The organism is Thiothrix eikelboomii (genome assembly GCF_900167255.1).
Taxonomy (GTDB): domain Bacteria; phylum Pseudomonadota; class Gammaproteobacteria; order Thiotrichales; family Thiotrichaceae; genus Thiolinea; species Thiolinea eikelboomii.
The window spans coordinates 22,910-41,446 of sequence record NZ_FUYB01000009.1 but is presented as its reverse complement, the minus strand read 5'-3'; the positions used below and the strand labels follow the sequence as shown (position 1 = coordinate 41,446).

Here is an 18,537-nt window from a genome sequence, read left to right as displayed (position 1 = left end):
TGCTAAGTTTTTAGCAGCACCATCGGTACAACCTGCAGTAAACTGCGCAAATTTAACCATGCGGCGGTTGCCACTAAGCCAGCACCCGCTAAAGCACCTAAAATCACCAACCAAGGATTCAGACTCAGCCCTAGGTCAAACAGATAAAATCCAAGCAGATTAGCAGCCAGCAAGGTTAATAATCCCGCTAAACCTCCGGCTAAGCCCCCTAACCATAAAAACTCCAACCAAATACGCCGACGCAAGCTTCGCGAATTAGCCCCTAGTGATTTCAGCACCGCAATTTCACGCTGGCGCTCTGGCTTTTGTGCTTGTAAGGCTGACCATAGAACCAATAAACCGGTCACTAAGGTAAAGGCAAACACACCCTGCACGGCTAAAGTGGCTTGCTCTACCAACGAGCGAACTTGCCCTAGAACCGCGCTGGTATCAATTGCAGTGATACTGGGGAATTGCCGAATCATGGTCGGAATTAATTCCGGTTGATTCGGGGCTAGATGCAAACTGGTGATTAAAGTATACGGTTTATCCAATAAACTACCGGGGGCTGCAACCACAAAAAAATTGGGCTGCATACTGTCCCAACGCACCTCGCGCACACTGGTAATGGTTTCGGTAAAACGCTGTCCCGCAATATCGAAGCTTAAACGATCCCCTAAATTAAAACCTAAGGTCTCTCCAATGCCCTTTTCGATAGAAAAACCTTGCGTATTAGCATCAAACCACTGACCTGCTAGCAAAGTATTACTCTCTGGAAAAACAGCGAACGATGATAAATTAAACTCGCGCTCTAACATGCGCTTAGCCTCTGGCTTAGGATAATCATCAGCAGTGACCGGTTGACCATTAATTTCAACTAAACGCCCCCGAATCATGGGATATAAATTTGCTTGAATATTCTGCTGCTTGAGGAAGTTTTCTAAATTAGCCTGATCCGTGGCTTGAATATTGATTAGGAAATAATTAGGTGCATCTGCTGGCACACTGGCCTGCCACCGCCCAATTAAATCGGTTCGCAACGCCGTCAGTAATAACAGCGTGAATAGCCCCATCGCAAACACCACGACTAACAGCAGTGAACGGCGACCATGCCGCAGTAAGGCCAACCCCTGCCAGCCTTGGCGGGTACTTAAGCGCGCCATCCCATTCAAACTCAGCTTAGCCAACCACCAAAACAAGACCACTGCAACCAATAAGCCTAAAAACACCCACAGGGTTAAGCTTAGTTCACGAGCCTGTATCCACATCAATAGAAAAATTGCCGGTAAAATGCTGAGCATGAACACGCCGACTAAGGCGGTTGGTGCCTGCAAACTCCCTTGCAAAATTTGCATGGGGGAGGTATCCAATAGACGCAAAAGCGCAGGCAAAGCAAATCCGGTAACCATCACTAGAGCAGTGACGATACTCACCCAAGCCGAAGTCCAACTCGCAGGTGGCAACTCGATCGCTACGACTTGAACTAACCAATGGGCGAGGAGTGTTTGCAAAAAGAAACCGACTAAAGCACCTAGGATGCCAGCGACTAAAGCCAAGAACCATAAATTACCTAAATAGTCGACTAAGATCCGGCGACGAGCCAAACCAAACGCCTTGAGCACAGCGACTGCAGCAGTCTCATGCCGGACTAAACTGGCGGCAGTGAGTACAATCGCAGCGCCCGCTAAGACCACACTTAACAGTGCCGCCAGACCTAAAAAACGCCCAGCCCGCTGCAAAGCCTGTTGAACATTTTGGGCACCTTCTTGTAGGGTACGCACTCGTTCAGTCGGGGCTAGCTTGGCTTGTAAACTGGCTTTTAATTCACGTATCACGCGCTCTGAGCCTGTAAACAATAAGGAAAACTCCGCACGACTAGCGGGCGACAATAAGCCCGTCGCGGGTAAATCAGCCAAGGGCATCATCACTTGTGGGGCAAGCTGGAAAAAATTAACCCCTTGGGCGGGGTCTTTAGTAACCACGCTACTCAAAATAAACTCACTGCGTCCTAACTTAACCGTTGCACCCACTGGAGCTGGCAGAGCATGAAATAAACGCGGCTCTGCCCCTAATTCCCCACTAGCCGGTAGCTGAGCTTTTACCCCAGCAGCCGTTAAGTTGTTGGCTGCCTGCAATTCACCTATCAAGGGATAATTCGTGGACACCGCCTTCACTTGCACTAATTGGGCGGTTTCGCCCACAGACAGCATACTGCGAAAACTAACCACTTCAGCCATCTTAGCCCCGAGTCGAGTCGCTAATTGCCGATACTCATCCGGTAAAGGCCGCGACGAGCTAAGGACTAGATCCCCACCTAAGACCTGACTCGCCTGACGTTCCATCGCCGACTCAACCCGATCCGTAAAAAAACCCACTGCGGCTACAGCCAGCGCAGAAATCCAAAGCGCCAAAAATAGCAGACGCATTTCTGACAAACGCCAACGCCTTACCCACTGCTGCCAATAGCTTGCCATTACACGGACTCCTGTCGGTGCAAACGCCCATCCGCTAGTCGGTACCAATGATTACATTGTGCGGCTAAGGACTCGTCATGCGTTACCAAAATCAAGGTTGTTTGATAATCATGTTGTAAACGAAATAGTAAAGCAGCCACTTCTTGTCCGGTATGTCGATCTAAATTTCCGGTGGGCTCATCCGCAAATAAGAGTTCAGGCTGAGTGACAAAAGCACGCGCTAAAGCCACTCTTTGCTGCTCTCCACCCGATAACTTCGTGACGAACTGCTGAGCACGTGCAGCCAGCCCCACTTGATCTAAAGCTGTTAAGGCGCGCTGTTTGAGATCACCTTTGACCTGAGCTAATTCCAAGGGCAGCAAAACATTCTCAACGGCGGTTAAATGCTCTAACAAATGAAAAGACTGGAAAACGAAACCCACTTTACCTAAACGTAAAGCGGCGCGCTGATCTTCTGATAACTGCGTGAGTTCCTGCCCAAATAACTGCAAACTCCCCGCAGTCGGCACATCTAAACCCGCTAATAAACCCAATAGGGTACTTTTGCCCGAGCCAGAAGCGCCGGTAATCGCCACGGATACCCCCGCAGCAACCTGCAAATTAATCTCCGTCAGAATACTTAAAATCTCACTCGCATTATTGGCTGCAGGTGCGATGACCTGCTTTTGTAAGCCACTAGCAACAATTACCCTATTATTTTCACTCATATTCCAACACTGTCGGGAAAAATAAAGCACTGACTATACAACTCTAGGCATAGATTCACATTTGCGCCCTCTGCTTTCGTGGTTATTTACTATTTTTGATCAAGATAAAATTGTCGACAATCCTATCTGTATTCTTTAAAAAACAGTCTTATTGCTCTATGATCGTCAACATAAAAATACAGAACACGTAAATCGACCCGAGACCGTTAGCATGCCATTTCACCCTGCCTGTCATTCATACGAACCTGTCACGATTGCTGATCGTCTGTTCTTGGATTTGCGTCGTGCCATCCTTGAAGGCGAATTGCCGGCAGGGAAAAAAATCAGCGAGCCTGAACTGGCTAGTATTTATGGCGTCAGCCGTGGTTCGTTGCGCGAAGCGATTAGTAAACTCGAAAATTGTAATTTAGTGACTCGTCGCCCTAATATTGGGGCGCGTATTGTCAACTTTTCGATTGATCAATTAATGGAGATCTATCAGATTCGCGAAGCGATGGAAGGGATGGCCGCTCGTCTTGCTGCCAAAAACATGACCGAACCGGAACTCTCTCACCTCAAAACCTTAGTCGCACGGCACAAAGACAGCATGGCCAACCTCGAACGCCCTGCTAAAAACGACTATAGCCAAGATGCTGATCTTGATTTCCATTTTTGTATTATTCAAGGCAGTAAAAATCAGCGACTCCTGACGATGCTCTGCCAAGACCTCTATGATTTAGTGCGCTTTTATCGCATGCGCTTAAGCCCTGCTTTTTCTAGTACCGCGATGCAAGAGCATGAATTAATTGTCCAAGCTTTAGAGCGGCGCGATGGTGAAATGGCTGAATTATTAATGCGTTATCATGTGCGCGCCTCGCGTGATCGCGCCAAGCAGCGTTTAGAGGCGATGACCCCAGAAGAACTCGGTAATCATTAAGGCAAGCTAAGGCAAGGCGGCTATCACTTGGCGTACTAAATCCCCCATTAATTCATTTTGCGCCTGAACGACATCCTTCACATCTTTCCCCTGAACGGGTCGCGTAAAATTCATCGTGCCTGCTTTGATTAAACGATTCGATGAACCTTGCAATAATTGCCAGCTTCCCCGTAGACCTGCTTGTGCCTGAGGCGCACCCTCAAAAGCCAAGACTGTCACCACCAAATAATAGTCGGGGGTTTGCTCTAAAGTCCAAGGAGCAACTTGTAGGCGCGTCTGCGGTAAGCCAGCTTGCAAGCCTGAGACTAAACTCTCATTAAACTCCTCGCGCAAAACTCCCGCCCATTGATATTGCTCAGACACTTCGACACTAAATTTATCTTGACGTAAGACCATCCCCTTGCGGTCTAATAAACTCGGTAAACGAATCCGCGCAACGCCAAGGCTTTTGATGGAGGATGGGCGGCTGGCAATGGAGCTTAACTCCGGCGTTCCTAGGGTGTAATACTGTGGTTTTACGCTGCTACAGGCAGTCAAGCCGAACAAACTCATTAAACCTAATAGAATTAAGGTTCTTCCCACTCTTTTTTTCCTCGAATTAACGCTTCTGGTTGGCGCTGTAAGGTTTCAGTCAAGGCACGTACCGACCGCGACATCGCCGTGACCTCATCCAGCATTTCAGTGATTTGATATTGAGTCGGCGAGTTTTGGGCTAATAAACGATCTAGATGGGTCAATGAAGTCTGTAGGCGCTGCAAGGTTTGATCAAACTCCACCGAACTACGTTTGAAATCCGTACCCGCCTGCTTCGCGGTCTGTGTCATGCTGGTCACTGATTGATTTAAAGTATTCGATAGCTGATCGAAATCTGTTGTCACGGCAGTTAGTGACCCCTCAAACTGCATCGCTAATTGGTCGATCTGGGTACTCACTTGGGCTAAAGCCGTCACCAAACTAGCACTGACCTTATCCAAATTCTGGCTCGCCCCCGGCAAGGTCTTATTCTGCAACTGATCAAGCACTGCCTGCGCCTTGGTGAGAGCTTGTTTAGCCTCAGTCATTGTGGTTTCGGTAGTTAATAGCAGTTTATTAGCATTCTCGACCGTTTTATCGAGCTGCCCAGTTTCTATAAACTGACGCACACCGCCTAAGCTCGATTTTAAATCATCGGCAATTTTGGCCGCCATTTTGGAGAGCTCTTCAACCGGAGTGGGCGAGGTAGGGAAAACATCATAAAATTGCCCCTTAGCGATCAGGTCGGGCTTAGCTTTTTCATCAAAACTTAAGCCGATAAAACGTTGCCCGGTTAAAAGATTACCATTCTCTAATTTAGCGCGCATCCCACGCTCCACAAGGCTGGCCATTAACTTGGGTGCCTCGGCTAAGCTTAGCTCTTCAGAAAAGCGCTGTGGCTCAATCGAAATCAGCACGGGAATGCGAATATCCAAAGACTTGGGGTCTAAATGCAGTTTAATTTTTTCGACTTGTCCAACCCGAATCCCCTGAAATTCAACCGGTGCTTTTTCAGCTAAGCCACGTAAAGAACCATTAAAATACACAGTATAATACAGACGATCTTGGTATTGTTTTTCACGACTGCTGGCCTGATCAGGATAAAGCTTAAAAACGGTATTGGATGGGCTAATGGGCAGGCCTTGATTCTGCTCAGGCGAGGTTTCAAAAGCAATACCACCAATTAATAAGGAAGTCAGAGACTCCATACGGACTTCTGCACCCACGGAATCGACACGCACATCAATCCCACTGACATCCCAAAAGCGCGAGTTCTTATTAATTAAGCGGTAATACGGCTCGTCAATAAAGACATCCAGCTCCACCTGACCGCTATCGGCAGAAAGCCGATAATTAATAATTTCACCCACCTGCAATTGTTTATAAAAAATCGGCGTACCAATATCTAACGACCCCATTGAATCGGTCATCAGTTTAAACTCCCGCCCTGGGCGATTCGGTTTAGTGGCAGGCGGCTCTTCTAAAGCCTGATAGCAGATGGTACTTTCATTTTCTGCTAACTCTCCTTCTGCTCGTTGTGGGAGCATGCCAATATAAGTACCTGAAAATAAAGTGGTAATCCCCGAAATTTCCGCACCTCGAATGCGTGGCCGTACCACCCAAAACTGTGCACTACAATCTAAGACATCACTCATCTCACGATTCAGGGCGAGTGTGACCAGTGGATTCATATTCGCGTCAAACTTGACACTTTTGACTTTGCCGACATTCACCGCTTTGTAGCGAACTTGGGTATTTCCAGGATCAATCCCCTCAGCACTCGGGAAATGCACGGTAATAATTTCGCCTTGCTCTAACCAGTTTTGTAATAATAGCCAAAGACTGATCAAAGCAGCGGCTAAGGGTAATAACCACACGGGTGAAGGCCAACGCTGACGACGTATTTGTACCGCCGGTAGCTCGGCTTGGTGAGGAAGCGGATCAATGCCCGAATTCAAAATACTGCGTATCCTCAATAATCATGCGTTATTTTTATCAACGGCTGCCCAAATTAAACGCTCATCCAAGCTTGCCGCTGCTAACATGGTTAACACGACGACCGCTGCAAAGCAGAAGGTACCTGCATTGGCTTCGATATGCGCTAAATTGCCAAATTGTACCAGCCCTGAGAGGATCGCGACTACAAATACATCCACCATCGACCAGCGCCCAATGTACTCGGTCAAGTAAAACAAGCGCATCCGCTCATGCGGACGCTGTGAGTCCCCACGCTGAATAGAGATGAGTAAATAAGAGAGGGTAATTAATTTCAACAACGGCACGACCAGACTAGCGACAAAAATCAACAGTGCTAACGGCCACTGTCCGGCTTGTAGTAAATGGATCACGCCCCCTACAATCGTGTCTGGTTGCCCTTTACCTAATAAATAGACGCTCATCACTGGCATTAAATTAGCGGGCAGATACAAAACAGCCGCCGCTAGCAATAAAGCCCAAGTCATTTGTAAATTAGGCCGCCGTAGGGAGAGATGATGGCCACAACGTGGGCAGTGCAACACCTCATATTTATTCAGCACTGCGGGCTGCTCCGCGACACAAGCACAAATATTACAATGAACGAGTTTGGCTGCACTATTCATCAAGATCCTGAGCCAGCGGTGTTTGCACGGCAAGGCTTAAGCAGTTGCCAAAGCGTAAAGCGGTCTAGATAAGCTGTCGTGGCGGCCATCGTGAGTACTAAAAAGATAAACGACCAAAAAGCGGGGCCGACGACCAGTACGGCAATATCCCCTAATTTAACCACTGCCACGAGTAAACCGAGCATAAATACCTCCAACATGCCCCAAGGTTTCAGCTCACTCAGCCAACGGAAAATTTGAATAGCCCCATGCGGCTGCCATGCTAAACGAATCGTTAAGAGTACCCAGAATAATCCCAATAATTCAAATAAGGGTAAAACGATCAGATTCAAAGCCAAGAGTGCTGATAACCAATAATAATCTTGTGCCCAAAAGGCAGAGGTCGCTTTCCAAATACTGAGTTCTTGAGTAATACCTTGCGCACGCAAACCAATCAAAGGGAAAGCATTGGTGATAACAAACAAAATCAAGCCGGTCATAATCAAAGCTAAGGACGTATCAATCAGCTGCTGACGTTGCCGATACAGCACCGAGAAACAACGTGAGCAATAAGCTGTCTCACCCTTGGCTAGGGGTTGGTAATCATGTAATTGTCCGCAATGGATGCAAGCAAATTTATAGGTTATTGGCATGCGACTAAAGCCCTAGAAGCCTCACTAGGCTAAACTCAAGTTAGCATATTTACAGAGAAAAAAAAGGAGAGTCCATGACTCTCCTTGAAATTTATCGCAAAAAATAGCGATTAACGTAAGCGATAACGCACACCCATTGTCAAAGCACGGTCAGTACCATCAGCAGAAGCGCTGTCAATTGAGCTACTACCACTGACATTAGTCAGACTGGCTGTGGTCGTGAAGTCTAAGGAGTTGGCGATTTCATAAGCAAAAGTCGAGCTTAACTTGTTAGTGGTTACATCATCACCATTGTTACTGTTTTTCGCATAATTCAAGTTCCATACATTTTCCCAATCAATCCGATCATCAATTTCATGGGTCACAGACAGGTTATTATTAAAGTTATAACCATTGTCACCATCGTTTAAGATCGCATTGAAGACTGCCTCATCAGAGAACTGCGTTTGGTTGCTCAAAGGCACATGGTATTCACCGCCTAGCTCCAGACCGGGCTTATTGGTCAAACCATCAAAGTTAGTACCGATATAGCTCAAGCCCGCCCGAACTTTCCAACCAATACGGCGAGTAGAGATATTTTCATCAATCAATACATCACGTGCTTTCAGCGTGCCTACTGCTCCGAAATTATTGGCTACACCACTTCTTTGAATCACAGCTTCGATGTCAGAAATCCATTTGATTTCATAGTCTTTATAGCCGTAGCGAGATTGATACTCATCTTGCTTAGCAATAATCCGTGCGACATCTTGATACACACCGACACTCGGTTTGGCACGCAGCACATTGCGACGTACTAACTCATCAATCACACGCATGGCTTTTGCCATTGGAGTAACATTAGTCACACGCCCATAACCAACACCGATGGTTGCTTTCGTGAAGGTATCATCTTCAAAGAAATCTTCAGGCGAGCCGATTTTTTGGGCATAGGCAGAACCGTACCAAAAACCGCCATTGCTACCGGGTACAAAATAGTTATCGACGGTGATACCCGCATCAAAGGTGTAAGCATCTTTACTTTTATCACCTTTAGCACCACCACGACTCACCGTGCCTAATAAACCAGCACCGTAACTAATATCACGGTCTGGTGTACTGATGGTCCGGTCATAACTGGCATCTAAATTTAAAGAATAGGCATTTTGAGCATCACCACGATTTTTGTGGAAATCTAAACTACCCGCAACATAAGCGTCCTCATAAGCGCTAGTCCCTTCTTTGTAATCATATAAAGTCACTTCAGCCTGTGCCGCGCCCATACCGAGGAAAAGACCTATTGTTGAAGCTAATATTGTCTTTTTCATTCTTCAATCTCCTGATAATAAAATAATCAATGCTAATTAGATCTTATGATTTGTAAGATGACTGTAGCATTAAAACAACAAAGTGTACCGCATGTAAATATACTAAGCTTAGCAGTCCTTTGTGAAAAATTGCCAAAGTTTGCAAGGTGGCTTGCCATTAATGACCCTTAAAAAGAGAAAATAGCCGCCTTACCCTAGAGGGTAGGAAGAGTTAAACCCGTAGCGCGTACAAGAGCGCTTCATTCAAACCCTAATAAGTATAGATGATAGTCTAAAATGGCTTGAGATTACCCTTATTAATCGTAATGGTATAAGTATCACCCACGGTATCCTGCTAACTTATGCCCCGATTGTACTAGGAGGCCAAGCAAGCTTGCACCTTGCAGATCTGCTGCAAGCCGATATGATAATCAGCGCTGAGCTAGAACCGAAAATTCAACCAGAAACTGAGCCTGCGTTAAACGATTCCACCCATGAATAAACTAAAACTCATACCCACCTGCCTTTTTATTGTGCTGTGTTCTCTGCCCTTAAGCCTGTGGAGTGCAGAAGAATCCACCCCTGCTAGCACAGAGCCAGCACTTAACCTTGAAGATCATACCAAGACGCTAGAGGCGGCGGAGAAGCGCCTCGCCATTAAAACCTCTACGACTGAGCTACTTGATCCTATTGCTTTAGAAGCCTTAGCGGCGGGTCAATTTGCAGCAACCTGTATCAGCCAACAAGAAGCTGAGCAAGCTAAAGTCAAACAAGGCTTAGACAGTATTGGTACAGCAGCAGGCACTGCCACCACCCAAGAAGATAAAGAACTCCAAACCAAGCGCAAAGACTTAGATCAGCAAAAGAAAGAAGTAGAAACTCAACTCGCTCAATGCCGTTTATTAGCCTTAAAGGCAACGCAAATTCAAGAGCAAGTGAGTGCAAACAAACAGGCGATTGTCAAAGAGCGCTTGTTTGCTAGAAGTCCCTCTGCCGTAAGCTTTATCCTGCAAACACTCCAAGAACCGAGTTTATGGGCGACGGAAATCCAGCAAATTATCTCGACCCTAGTGGCTTTGCCGATTAATTATCGCAACCTTAGCATCGCTTTAATGTATGGCCTTGCAGGCTTATTAGTGGGCTTAGTCTGGAGCTTTTATAAACAACATACCCACTCCCAACAAGAGATTACCGAACTGGTCAAAACCAGCCCGACCTTAGCCTCGGTCTGGCGCAGTATTATCAACTTTATGCCGTGGATTTTGGGCTTTGGCTTAACGAGTTTAGCCTTACATTATAATCATCCGGGCGTAACGGCGATTAACGAGCTGGCTTCCACTCTGTTTTTATTTATGATCAGTTACGTGATCATCAGCGCGATGCTAAGACCTGCCACCAAAAGCAAGGACTTCACACCGGTCATCCCTGCAACCAGCAAAAAGCTGTATTACTGGGCGCGTATCTTTCTACTAACGATTTTATTGGGTTTACTCTTTCACTCCACCTTGTTTGATACAGACCCACCAAGTAGCTTAGTGGGCTTAATTCGGGTGGTACTAGGTACTTTTGCTAGCCTAGCCCTCATTCGTTTATTGTGGTTATTACGGCGATCTGTGCCTTGGTTGCAACAGTATCGACTCTATATCCTAGGGGCAGTCGCCTTAGTGAGTGCCATTGTGGCTTTATGGTTAGGCTATCGGAATTTCTTTGTTTTTCTGTTTAATGGCACCTTCGGAACTTTATTTATTACCTTAGTCGCTTGGTTGCTATTAAGAATTCCCACCGAAATGTTCGATGGCCTCGATGAAGGTTTAGCTCAATGGCAACAACGCTTACGCAAACGCCTAGGCATTGAAAATGGCCAACGTGTACCGGGATTGATTTGGCTACGCTTAGCGCATGCTATGGCTATTTTTGCCTTAATGAGTTTAGCCCTACTGCGACTTTGGGGTATGTCCGAGCAATCCATGCAAGTGATGCTCACCAAAGTGATGGATGGCATCCAAATTGGTAGTTTCACCCTAGAGCCGATGCGGATTTTGATAGGTCTGTTGTCGTTAGCCATTTTAATTAGCCTGACCCATTTGATTAAAAATAGCCTCAGCAATCACTGGCTCAATCGCACCAATATGACGCGAGGTGCAAAAGAGACAACCGTGACGATTGCTGGCTATCTAGGTATTATTCTCGCTATTTTAATAGGTCTATCCATTGCTGGCATTGAGTTTACTAATTTGGCGATTATTGCAGGTGCACTCTCCGTTGGGATTGGTTTTGGCCTCCAAAATATTGTTAACAACTTTGTCTCTGGCCTGATATTGCTATTTGAGCGTCCTATTCGCAAAGGTGACTGGATTCGGGTTGGTGTCACAGAAGGCTATGTCAAAGACATTAATATTCGCTCCACCGTGATTCAAACCTTTGATCGCTCTGACATTATTGTGCCTAACTCAGAATTAATTGCCAACCAAGTCACTAATATGATGCTCAGTAACCAATATGGTCGAGTGATTATCCCCGTTGGAGTTGCTTATGGCTCAGATCCAGAGCAAGTCTTATTTTTATTACGCAGTGTCGGTGAAGCCAATCCTGCGGTCTTGCGGGAGTATGGCGAATTAAAAGTCCAAGTATTTTTCCGAGGTTTTGCTGAAAGCTCTTTGAACTTTGAGTTGCGCTGTTTGATTAAAGATGTGGAAAAACAAATGATGGTGACCAGTGAGTTAAATATTGCTATCGAGAAGGCCTTCCGTATCGCTAAAATCGACATGCCCTATCCTCAACGCACAATTCATATTGCCTCAGACTCTGCCCCCTTGAAAACCGTGCAAAAGCCTACTACTAAGACTGAGGATTTAAGTTAGAATAGAGCGGCTTTATGAACGCGGCCTCATAGTTCAATGGATAAAACGATCCCCTCCTAAGGGATAGCTACAGGTTCGATTCCTGTTGGGGCCGCCATTTTCACTTAGCCTCCTATCCAAGTATTTACTAGGTGAGTCAGTTTCCTGATATGCATACTCGAACCCTTGGTCCTTTTCAAGTTTCAGCTCTCGGCTTAGGTTGTATGAGCTTTTCTATGGGCTATGGCCCTGCGGACGATGCAGAGTCAGCCCGTGTGCTACAAGCGGCCTTAGATGCAGGTTATAGTTTTCTCGATACTGCCTCGATGTATGGCGGTGGGCATAATGAAAGCTTGATTGGAGCAACCCTAAAGCAGCGGCGACATGAATTTGTACTCGCCAGTAAATGCGGTTTAAGTAAAGATGAAACCGGCAAACCGGTGGTGAATGGCCGCCCCGAAGTCCTTAAAAAACAATGCGAAGACAGTCTTAAGCGCTTACAAACTGAGGTGATTGATCTTTACTATCTACATCGTTTAGACCCGAAGGTTCCTGTAGAAGAAAGCGTCGGTGGGCTAGCCGATCTGATTCATGCGGGTAAAATTCGCAGCCTTGGTTTATCTGAAATCTCCACCGCTAGCTTACGCCGTGCACAAGCAGAGCATCCGGTGACTGCGGTACAATCCGAGTACTCCTTATGGTCACGCACGCCTGAAACCAGTTTATTAGCCGCCTGTGCTGAATTAGGCGTCAGCTTTATCCCCTTCTCACCACTAGGCCGGGGGTTCTTCACGGGGAAAGCCCAAGATGTGACTCATTTAACTAAAGACGATGTACGCTGCACCAATGCCCGCCCCCGCTTTGAACCTGAAGCTTTTGCGGCCAATAGCCAATTACTGCAACCCTTTGCAGAGCTTGCTAAACAACAAGGCTGCACCCTAGCACAGCTGGCCTTAGCTTGGTTATTAGCACAAAAAAATGCCGAGGGCGAACCGACTTTAATCCCGATTCCGGGTACAAAACATCTCGATTATTTATTAGAAAATGCCGGAGCAGCTGATCTACAACTGCCACCTGCCACGGTCACTGCTCTCAATGAATTGATTAATGAAAGCACTATCCAAGGTCAGCGCTACACTGCCGCCCTGATGGCGAGTATGGATGCTGAGCGTGATCGCTTAGCGCCCACTGATTAACACCACACCCAATAAGCGTGGATCATTCATGGCCTTATCTTCGCGGGCAAGCCATGAGATTTTCTGCTCGCGGCTGCCACCATCATCATCATCATTGACTTGCACTTCGATACCCACCCGACTTTTCACACCGATCCTCACGCCCAGCATGCTCCACGGGATTTTTGCTTCCAGCACATAACCATCCGCCGTTGTTTTAAATTCATAGCTTAAATCAGGTGAAATCGTCTGGGGTGACTTCGGATCGAGTATCACTTGCTTACGCCCCCAAGCAAAGATCATCCGATAGTCATTCACCCCATCATAACTGGCTTGACGACTATTATCCGCATCAATATAAAACTCGACCGAATCATCGTCTTCAGGATTGTCGGAATCTGCTTTGATCGACTCGTCATACACACGCACCGCTAAGTACAGATAATTTTCATCCCATTTCCCCTCCCATTTGCCAAATAAATCGCGTTTCGCCCATTCTTGACCTGCGATTAAAGTATCTAAAGTGCGCGGATTTTCGAGGAAAAAATAGCGTTCTGGATCTTTAGCCGGGCGAAAAACAATCAATGGATCACCGGGTTTATGCGGCTTTTTTTCAGCAGATAGATCGGCTACCCTCGCAGCAGCTTGCTGCACTGGGACAGCTTGCTTCCCAGTATCAGTCGCCAGCCAATCCCGATGTGCTTCGATAAAACTCAGCACAGCTTGGTATTTATACGCACTATCCGGTGGTTGACGGATATGTTCTTTTAAGCCCCAACAACCGAACCATTGGCAAGTACGCGGTGAGGAAAAAGCCATAAATAACTCCCCGCCTGCTTCTTTCCAACCCGTTAGCATCTGTGTATAGAGTTCACCCATCCGTGGGTCACGATTCGCTGCAAAAAATAATGGATTGGGATGTTGTGTCGGCTCGCGGGTCACCCAATCAACCAAACCTTGCCCACCCTCATACGCAATCAGCTTTAAACCATAATGATGCGCAATCTCGGCCTGCTCACGCACATGTTCCAAGACTTGCGGCAAAGAGCGAAATGAATCTTTAGCGGTGGTTAACTCGAAAATTTGATCAACCGTGGTCGACTCTCGATAACCTTTAGTATTGCCACCAAAATACGGGGCAATCGCCATTGCATCGGCAATCTGTGCGCCCCCATAGTCCCCTAAAAACTTTTTAGAAATATCCGGGCGCGTATCCCATGAGCCAAGCACTCGAGTGAAGCGCTCGCGCCCACCAAACACTTGTTCCCAAATCGCAAAAACCTCGCCGGCTCGTTGAATATAATACTGATAACCCGCCTCTACCGAGTTAATACTAAAGCCCGCTTCAATGCCTTTTTTCTGGGTATACTCACTATGCGAAAACGAGGTATTCCAAACCTCATTGGTGTATTCAACATAAATCCGTGCAGTGGGTGCTAAGTGATCACGTACATAAGTCGCAAACTGCCGAATATAATCATCATCAGCGGCATGCGGTAAATTAAACCAAGCATCGGCTTGCATCCGATTCGCTAAATCGACTTGAATCTCTAAAGGTGCTCCTCGTGCACCATAACCGCCGCCCCAAGTCGCTTCTTGCAGATTTGGCCGCTCCGACCAATGGCTTTCGGGGTTACGAGTAATGCCCGACATCGCCATAAAACGAATCGTGCTGAAATCTTTCAGGTAATTCAGATATTCCGGTGTAAAACGAATACTAGGATAATATTGCTCAAAGGGGAGATAGGCAGCCCCGGAAGCACAGTCGGTTTGTGCAAATACACGCTGATAGGGATTATCTTGGCAAATACCCCCGGGTGGTAAAATACGAATATGCTTAATAGGATCAGCCTCATCCATGCTTTCAATCACTAAGCTGGCATTGATTTCACCATCCTCGCCTTGATGCAAGCGAATCAGATCTCGATTCGGCGACTGGCTCACCGTCTCAACCCCATGCCCATAACTGAGGATACCAGTACCATCATACAGCACCACATAATCCCCTTCGACTAAAGCCCCAGCTGGCATTTTACCAATAAATTTAGTGGCAATTTTTGCTCCATGCAAACGCAAGGGCCAGCCTTGGGCATCGTACTCAACTTGTTCGGCAGCTGGCATTTCTAAGACATTATCTTTGAAGGGTGCCGATTGGCGAAACAAATCCACAAACGGAAAGCTCGCATCTTCATAATGCAATTCATTCACATTCACGCCAATCAGTGGGCGCACTTGTGCGGGTGGAATCAACGGAATTTCAGCCGTTAAGGGGGCAGGTGCTTGGCGTCGACCCATCTTAATTTGGGTTGGAGGCGCGGGAATAGGGGAAACTTCGGGCGTTAATTGGGTACTTACTGTTGGCTTAAACTGCGAGTAGTAAAACACAACCAAGGTGACGGTTAGCGTAACCAGCACGACTAACAGCAACACCCACTGTCCTATTGTTTTCATTAAGTTTACATAATTGAGGTGAGTTAGACCAAGCTTAGCGAAGAATCGAGCTTTTGCAAACTCCACTTAGCCCCTTTAAGCAACCCCTTGACCTAAACAACGCTGGCTTAAGGTTTGAAAGGTATGACGAATCAAGGTAATAAATGCATTTGCATCACTAGATAAAGCCAGCGGCTCGCCAATGATGACATCACAATTAAACGGTACGAATAAAGCCTCGCCCCTTGGCAAAGCCTTACCTAATCCACGCATAAATACGGGTGTGATCGGTACATGCGGATGACGCTGCATCAAATAAAACAAGCCTTTTTTAATCTGCCCCAACTGCTCGGGCTGCCCACGGCTACCTTCAGGGAATAGAATTAAAATCTGCCCTGACTCTAATACTTGGTGGCAAGCTGCCAATACCGTGTCTACTGACTGCCCTGAACGTTGAATCGGGATAATGTCAATGCATTGGGTGGCAATCCAAGCCCAAAGCTTATTTTGAAAAAAATAATCTGCCGCTGCTACAGGGCGTACATATTTCAAACGGCGCAATGGATAGAGACTCATTAAGACCAAAACATCTAAATGACTATTATGATTCGCCGCCACTACAGCAGGTCCTTTGAGCGGCAACTGCTTATAACCTTGCAAGTTCAAACCTAAGACAATAAAAACAATCGGCTTAATCAAGAGTGCAAAAAACAAGATCTTAATCATGGCAGCGACTCAATAGGCAAGATAATAGCAATAGTGAAAAAACAAAGGAGCCGTATACATCAGGCTATCAAGGCGGTCGAGAATCCCACCATGCCCCGGAATTAAAGTTCCACTATCTTTGATCGCTAAATCACGCTTCACAGAAGAAATGACCACATCACCAATAAAACCTGCACAGCTAATCAGCACTCCTGCCCCCAGACCTTGCCAAGCATTCAATGGCGTTAGCCAAGGTGCAACCAAGGTCGATAGTAAACTAATCGTCAACAAACCACCGATAAATCCCTCCCAAGTTTTATTCGGGCTAACTTTCGGGATAATCTTATGCTTACCGAATAATTTACCGGCAATATATTGGCTAATATCATTCAACTCAGTCATGAATAAAATGAAAATGACCAAACCCACGCCTCCTGCTTGGGGATTTTTCACAGGTAAGATCAACAAATAGGCCACATGGCTAATACAATACACGGTGAGCATACTCGCCCAATGAATGATACCCGCTGACTGAATAAAACCTTTAGTTTCTCCAATCAATACCATCCGCATCGGCAGAAGCAGAAACACATAGACTGGAATAAAAATAATAAACATCCCATACCAGCCAATCCCCACCCAATAGTATTGCAGTGGAATCGCCAGATAGGCCAAAAACACCACTCGTCGATCATGCAAGCGCAGCGGTACTATTGAAAAAAATTCTTTTAACGCTAAGAAGCTAATAAAAGCAAACAAAATTAAGGCAGTGGTCGTACTGATGGCTAGGCAGATAAAGAGTATGCCAATCATCCACCACCACGAACTAATACGTTTTTTTAGTTCTGTATAATCACGCTCGGGGTGTCGATATTGCAAAAGATAGCTAACTATCGACGCTAGCCCCAGCAAACTCAAGACCCAACCCATCGCATAGCCAGCATGACTAGGAAGATTAAGCATTTAACGCGCCTCCAAATACCGATAAGCCGCTAGAGTACGCCTGATGCTAGTCCAAATCGAACCGAGAACAATCAAAATTAACGCACAAAATAACAGCCAATGCTCATGCCAAAACCAAGTTTCAAACACACTAATCACGGCAGCAAGCGTGATCAACGCCATTCGCTGTTGTTTTGCCATTGGTCCTCGAAAATCGGCGGGGGCACCGATACTTACCGCTAAGCTCCGCAGATAAGCGGTAAACACGGCAAGCAAACCGGCTACCCAACCTAACTCCATGCCCCCAGTCAATTGCGTGGCATAGCCTGCACTGACTAAAATTAACGGGTCAGCGATACGATCTGGAATCTCATTAAATAGCTCACCCGATTGAGTCGTCTTACCTCCCTCAATCGCTACCATGCCATCCAATAAATTACAGACTAGACGTAGCTGGATGCACAAGGCTACACCCCAAAACCAAAACACCGAACCACCCGCTGCCAGCAGCCAGAAACAAGCTGCTGCCGCTGTTGCAAATACGAGGCTCAACAATGAAATTTGATTCGGTGTAATCGTTGTTTTACTGAGTTGCTGTGCCAACTGCTGGAAAGCGCCTAAACTGCGGACTTTTAAAGGGCGGCGCTGGTTATTATGCTGCATAAGCCCTCGTTAGTTTGACTAGTTAACACAAAGTTAAACGATTAAGCACTGAACTAAGCGTTAATGCAAAGCTTCAAACACACCTAAAGCACGATTTTTTGTGACTTGCGCACCATTAAACACCCGCCCATTCATAGCGATATAGACACCAACAGGCATACATTGAGCCGCCATCAGGGCAGCACCTAAATTGAATAAACCATCTGAGCCATTCACACTGAGTGGAATCATGGCTCCAGTAAGGATAATTGTTTTATTAGGAGAGGCCGCAATCAAATAACGCGCCGTCTCTGCCATCGTATCCGTACCATGCGTGATGACAATTTGTGAATGCGGACTATGCTGACAAGCGGCTAAGATTTGCGCCCGATCCTCTTCGGTCATTTCCAGACTATCTTTCAAAAATAGCTGTTGAACCTCCAGACTCACCCCACAACGACCTTGTTCAAACGCTGCCGGAATATGGGTTTGAGCAAAGCCTAACTCACCTTTGAACGGGTTATAGAGTTTATCAATCGTACCGCCGGTTAAAATCACTTGAATACGCATCGTCAGTCCTCTTACTGATCATGATTAGGCCTCAAGCATAGCCTGCTGACTAAAGACTGTCGAAAGAAATTGTATAGCCCTTGAGGACTTTAATGATGCGAAAGACTCAAAGCCTCAGTTTGCTGC

15 protein-coding genes and 1 tRNA gene are annotated in these 18,537 nt (G+C 46.4%); 4 read left to right on the top strand and 12 right to left on the bottom strand.

What is annotated here, in order from left to right; all coding sequences use genetic code 11:
- Positions 1 to 2 precede the first annotated feature (2 nt).
- Both B5D50_RS10570 and B5D50_RS10565 read right to left on the bottom strand, forming a co-directional pair.
- The gene (locus tag B5D50_RS10570) at positions 3 to 2,453 is read right to left on the bottom strand and encodes an ABC transporter permease (protein WP_078922583.1); all 2,451 of its coding nucleotides are present in this window, start codon (positions 2,451 to 2,453) and stop codon (positions 3 to 5) included.
- Complete coding sequence (locus tag B5D50_RS10565; protein WP_078922582.1) at positions 2,453 to 3,160, bottom strand: ABC transporter ATP-binding protein; 708 nt, start codon at positions 3,158 to 3,160, stop codon at positions 2,453 to 2,455. The genes B5D50_RS10570 and B5D50_RS10565 overlap by 1 nt, the downstream gene beginning before the upstream one ends.
- A 211-nt stretch (positions 3,161 to 3,371) precedes the next feature.
- Here B5D50_RS10565 and B5D50_RS10560 point away from each other — a divergent pair, with 211 nt between their 5' ends.
- Positions 3,372 to 4,076 (top strand): GntR family transcriptional regulator, encoded by a 705-nt coding sequence (locus tag B5D50_RS10560; protein ID WP_078922581.1) that lies wholly within the window; start codon positions 3,372 to 3,374, stop codon positions 4,074 to 4,076.
- A 6-nt stretch (positions 4,077 to 4,082) separates the two neighbouring features.
- On the opposite strand, the gene B5D50_RS10555 is transcribed toward B5D50_RS10560, so the two are convergent.
- The 5 genes from B5D50_RS10555 to B5D50_RS10535 form a co-directional block, all read right to left on the bottom strand.
- Positions 4,083 to 4,658, bottom strand: coding sequence for a PqiC family protein (locus tag B5D50_RS10555; protein WP_078922580.1), 576 nt, complete (start codon positions 4,656 to 4,658; stop codon positions 4,083 to 4,085).
- Positions 4,643 to 6,547: a PqiB family protein gene (locus B5D50_RS10550; protein WP_159448612.1), complete on the bottom strand. Its 1,905-nt coding sequence runs from the start codon at positions 6,545 to 6,547 to the stop codon at positions 4,643 to 4,645. The genes B5D50_RS10555 and B5D50_RS10550 overlap by 16 nt, the downstream gene beginning before the upstream one ends.
- A gap of 21 nt (positions 6,548 to 6,568) precedes the next feature.
- Positions 6,569 to 7,189, bottom strand: a complete 621-nt coding sequence (locus B5D50_RS10545) for a paraquat-inducible protein A (protein WP_078922578.1) — start codon at positions 7,187 to 7,189, stop codon at positions 6,569 to 6,571.
- Entirely contained in the window at positions 7,189 to 7,821 is a 633-nt protein-coding gene (locus B5D50_RS10540; RefSeq protein ID WP_078922577.1) for a paraquat-inducible protein A, read from the bottom strand. Before B5D50_RS10540 ends, B5D50_RS10545 begins: the two co-directional genes overlap by 1 nt.
- 110 nt (positions 7,822 to 7,931) lie before the next feature.
- A complete protein-coding gene (locus B5D50_RS10535; RefSeq protein ID WP_143594331.1) occupies positions 7,932 to 9,128 on the bottom strand; it encodes a DUF481 domain-containing protein in 1,197 nt (398 codons plus the stop codon).
- A 473-nt stretch (positions 9,129 to 9,601) separates the two neighbouring features.
- Between B5D50_RS10535 and B5D50_RS10530 the strand changes: the two genes are divergently transcribed.
- The 3 genes from B5D50_RS10530 to B5D50_RS10520 all read left to right on the top strand — a co-directional run bounded on the left by B5D50_RS10530 (position 9,602) and on the right by B5D50_RS10520 (position 13,143).
- Positions 9,602 to 11,968 carry a mechanosensitive ion channel family protein gene (locus B5D50_RS10530; protein WP_078922575.1) on the top strand — a complete coding sequence of 789 codons (2,367 nt, stop codon included), beginning with the start codon at positions 9,602 to 9,604 and terminating at the stop codon, positions 11,966 to 11,968.
- 22 nt (positions 11,969 to 11,990) lie between these two features.
- Positions 11,991 to 12,065: transfer RNA gene (locus B5D50_RS10525), tRNA-Arg, on the top strand.
- A gap of 34 nt (positions 12,066 to 12,099) precedes the next feature.
- Positions 12,100 to 13,143, top strand: a complete 1,044-nt coding sequence (locus B5D50_RS10520) for an aldo/keto reductase (RefSeq protein ID WP_200807081.1) — start codon at positions 12,100 to 12,102, stop codon at positions 13,141 to 13,143.
- On the opposite strand, the gene B5D50_RS10515 is transcribed toward B5D50_RS10520, so the two are convergent.
- The 5 genes from B5D50_RS10515 to B5D50_RS10495 form a co-directional block, all read right to left on the bottom strand.
- Positions 13,126 to 15,573, bottom strand: a complete 2,448-nt coding sequence (locus B5D50_RS10515) for a sugar-binding protein (RefSeq protein ID WP_078922573.1) — start codon at positions 15,571 to 15,573, stop codon at positions 13,126 to 13,128. The genes B5D50_RS10520 and B5D50_RS10515 overlap by 18 nt on opposite strands.
- A 75-nt stretch (positions 15,574 to 15,648) precedes the next feature.
- Positions 15,649 to 16,278: a lysophospholipid acyltransferase family protein gene (locus B5D50_RS10510; RefSeq protein ID WP_078922572.1), complete on the bottom strand. Its 630-nt coding sequence runs from the start codon at positions 16,276 to 16,278 to the stop codon at positions 15,649 to 15,651.
- A 9-nt stretch (positions 16,279 to 16,287) separates the two neighbouring features.
- Positions 16,288 to 17,220 carry a phosphatidate cytidylyltransferase gene (locus tag B5D50_RS10505; RefSeq protein WP_078922571.1) on the bottom strand — a complete coding sequence of 311 codons (933 nt, stop codon included), beginning with the start codon at positions 17,218 to 17,220 and terminating at the stop codon, positions 16,288 to 16,290.
- Positions 17,221 to 17,862, bottom strand: a complete 642-nt coding sequence (locus B5D50_RS10500) for a CDP-alcohol phosphatidyltransferase family protein (RefSeq protein ID WP_078922570.1) — start codon at positions 17,860 to 17,862, stop codon at positions 17,221 to 17,223.
- 60 nt (positions 17,863 to 17,922) lie between these two features.
- The gene (locus B5D50_RS10495) at positions 17,923 to 18,411 is read right to left on the bottom strand and encodes an asparaginase domain-containing protein (RefSeq protein ID WP_078922569.1); all 489 of its coding nucleotides are present in this window, start codon (positions 18,409 to 18,411) and stop codon (positions 17,923 to 17,925) included.
- Positions 18,412 to 18,537: the final 126 nt, after the last annotated feature.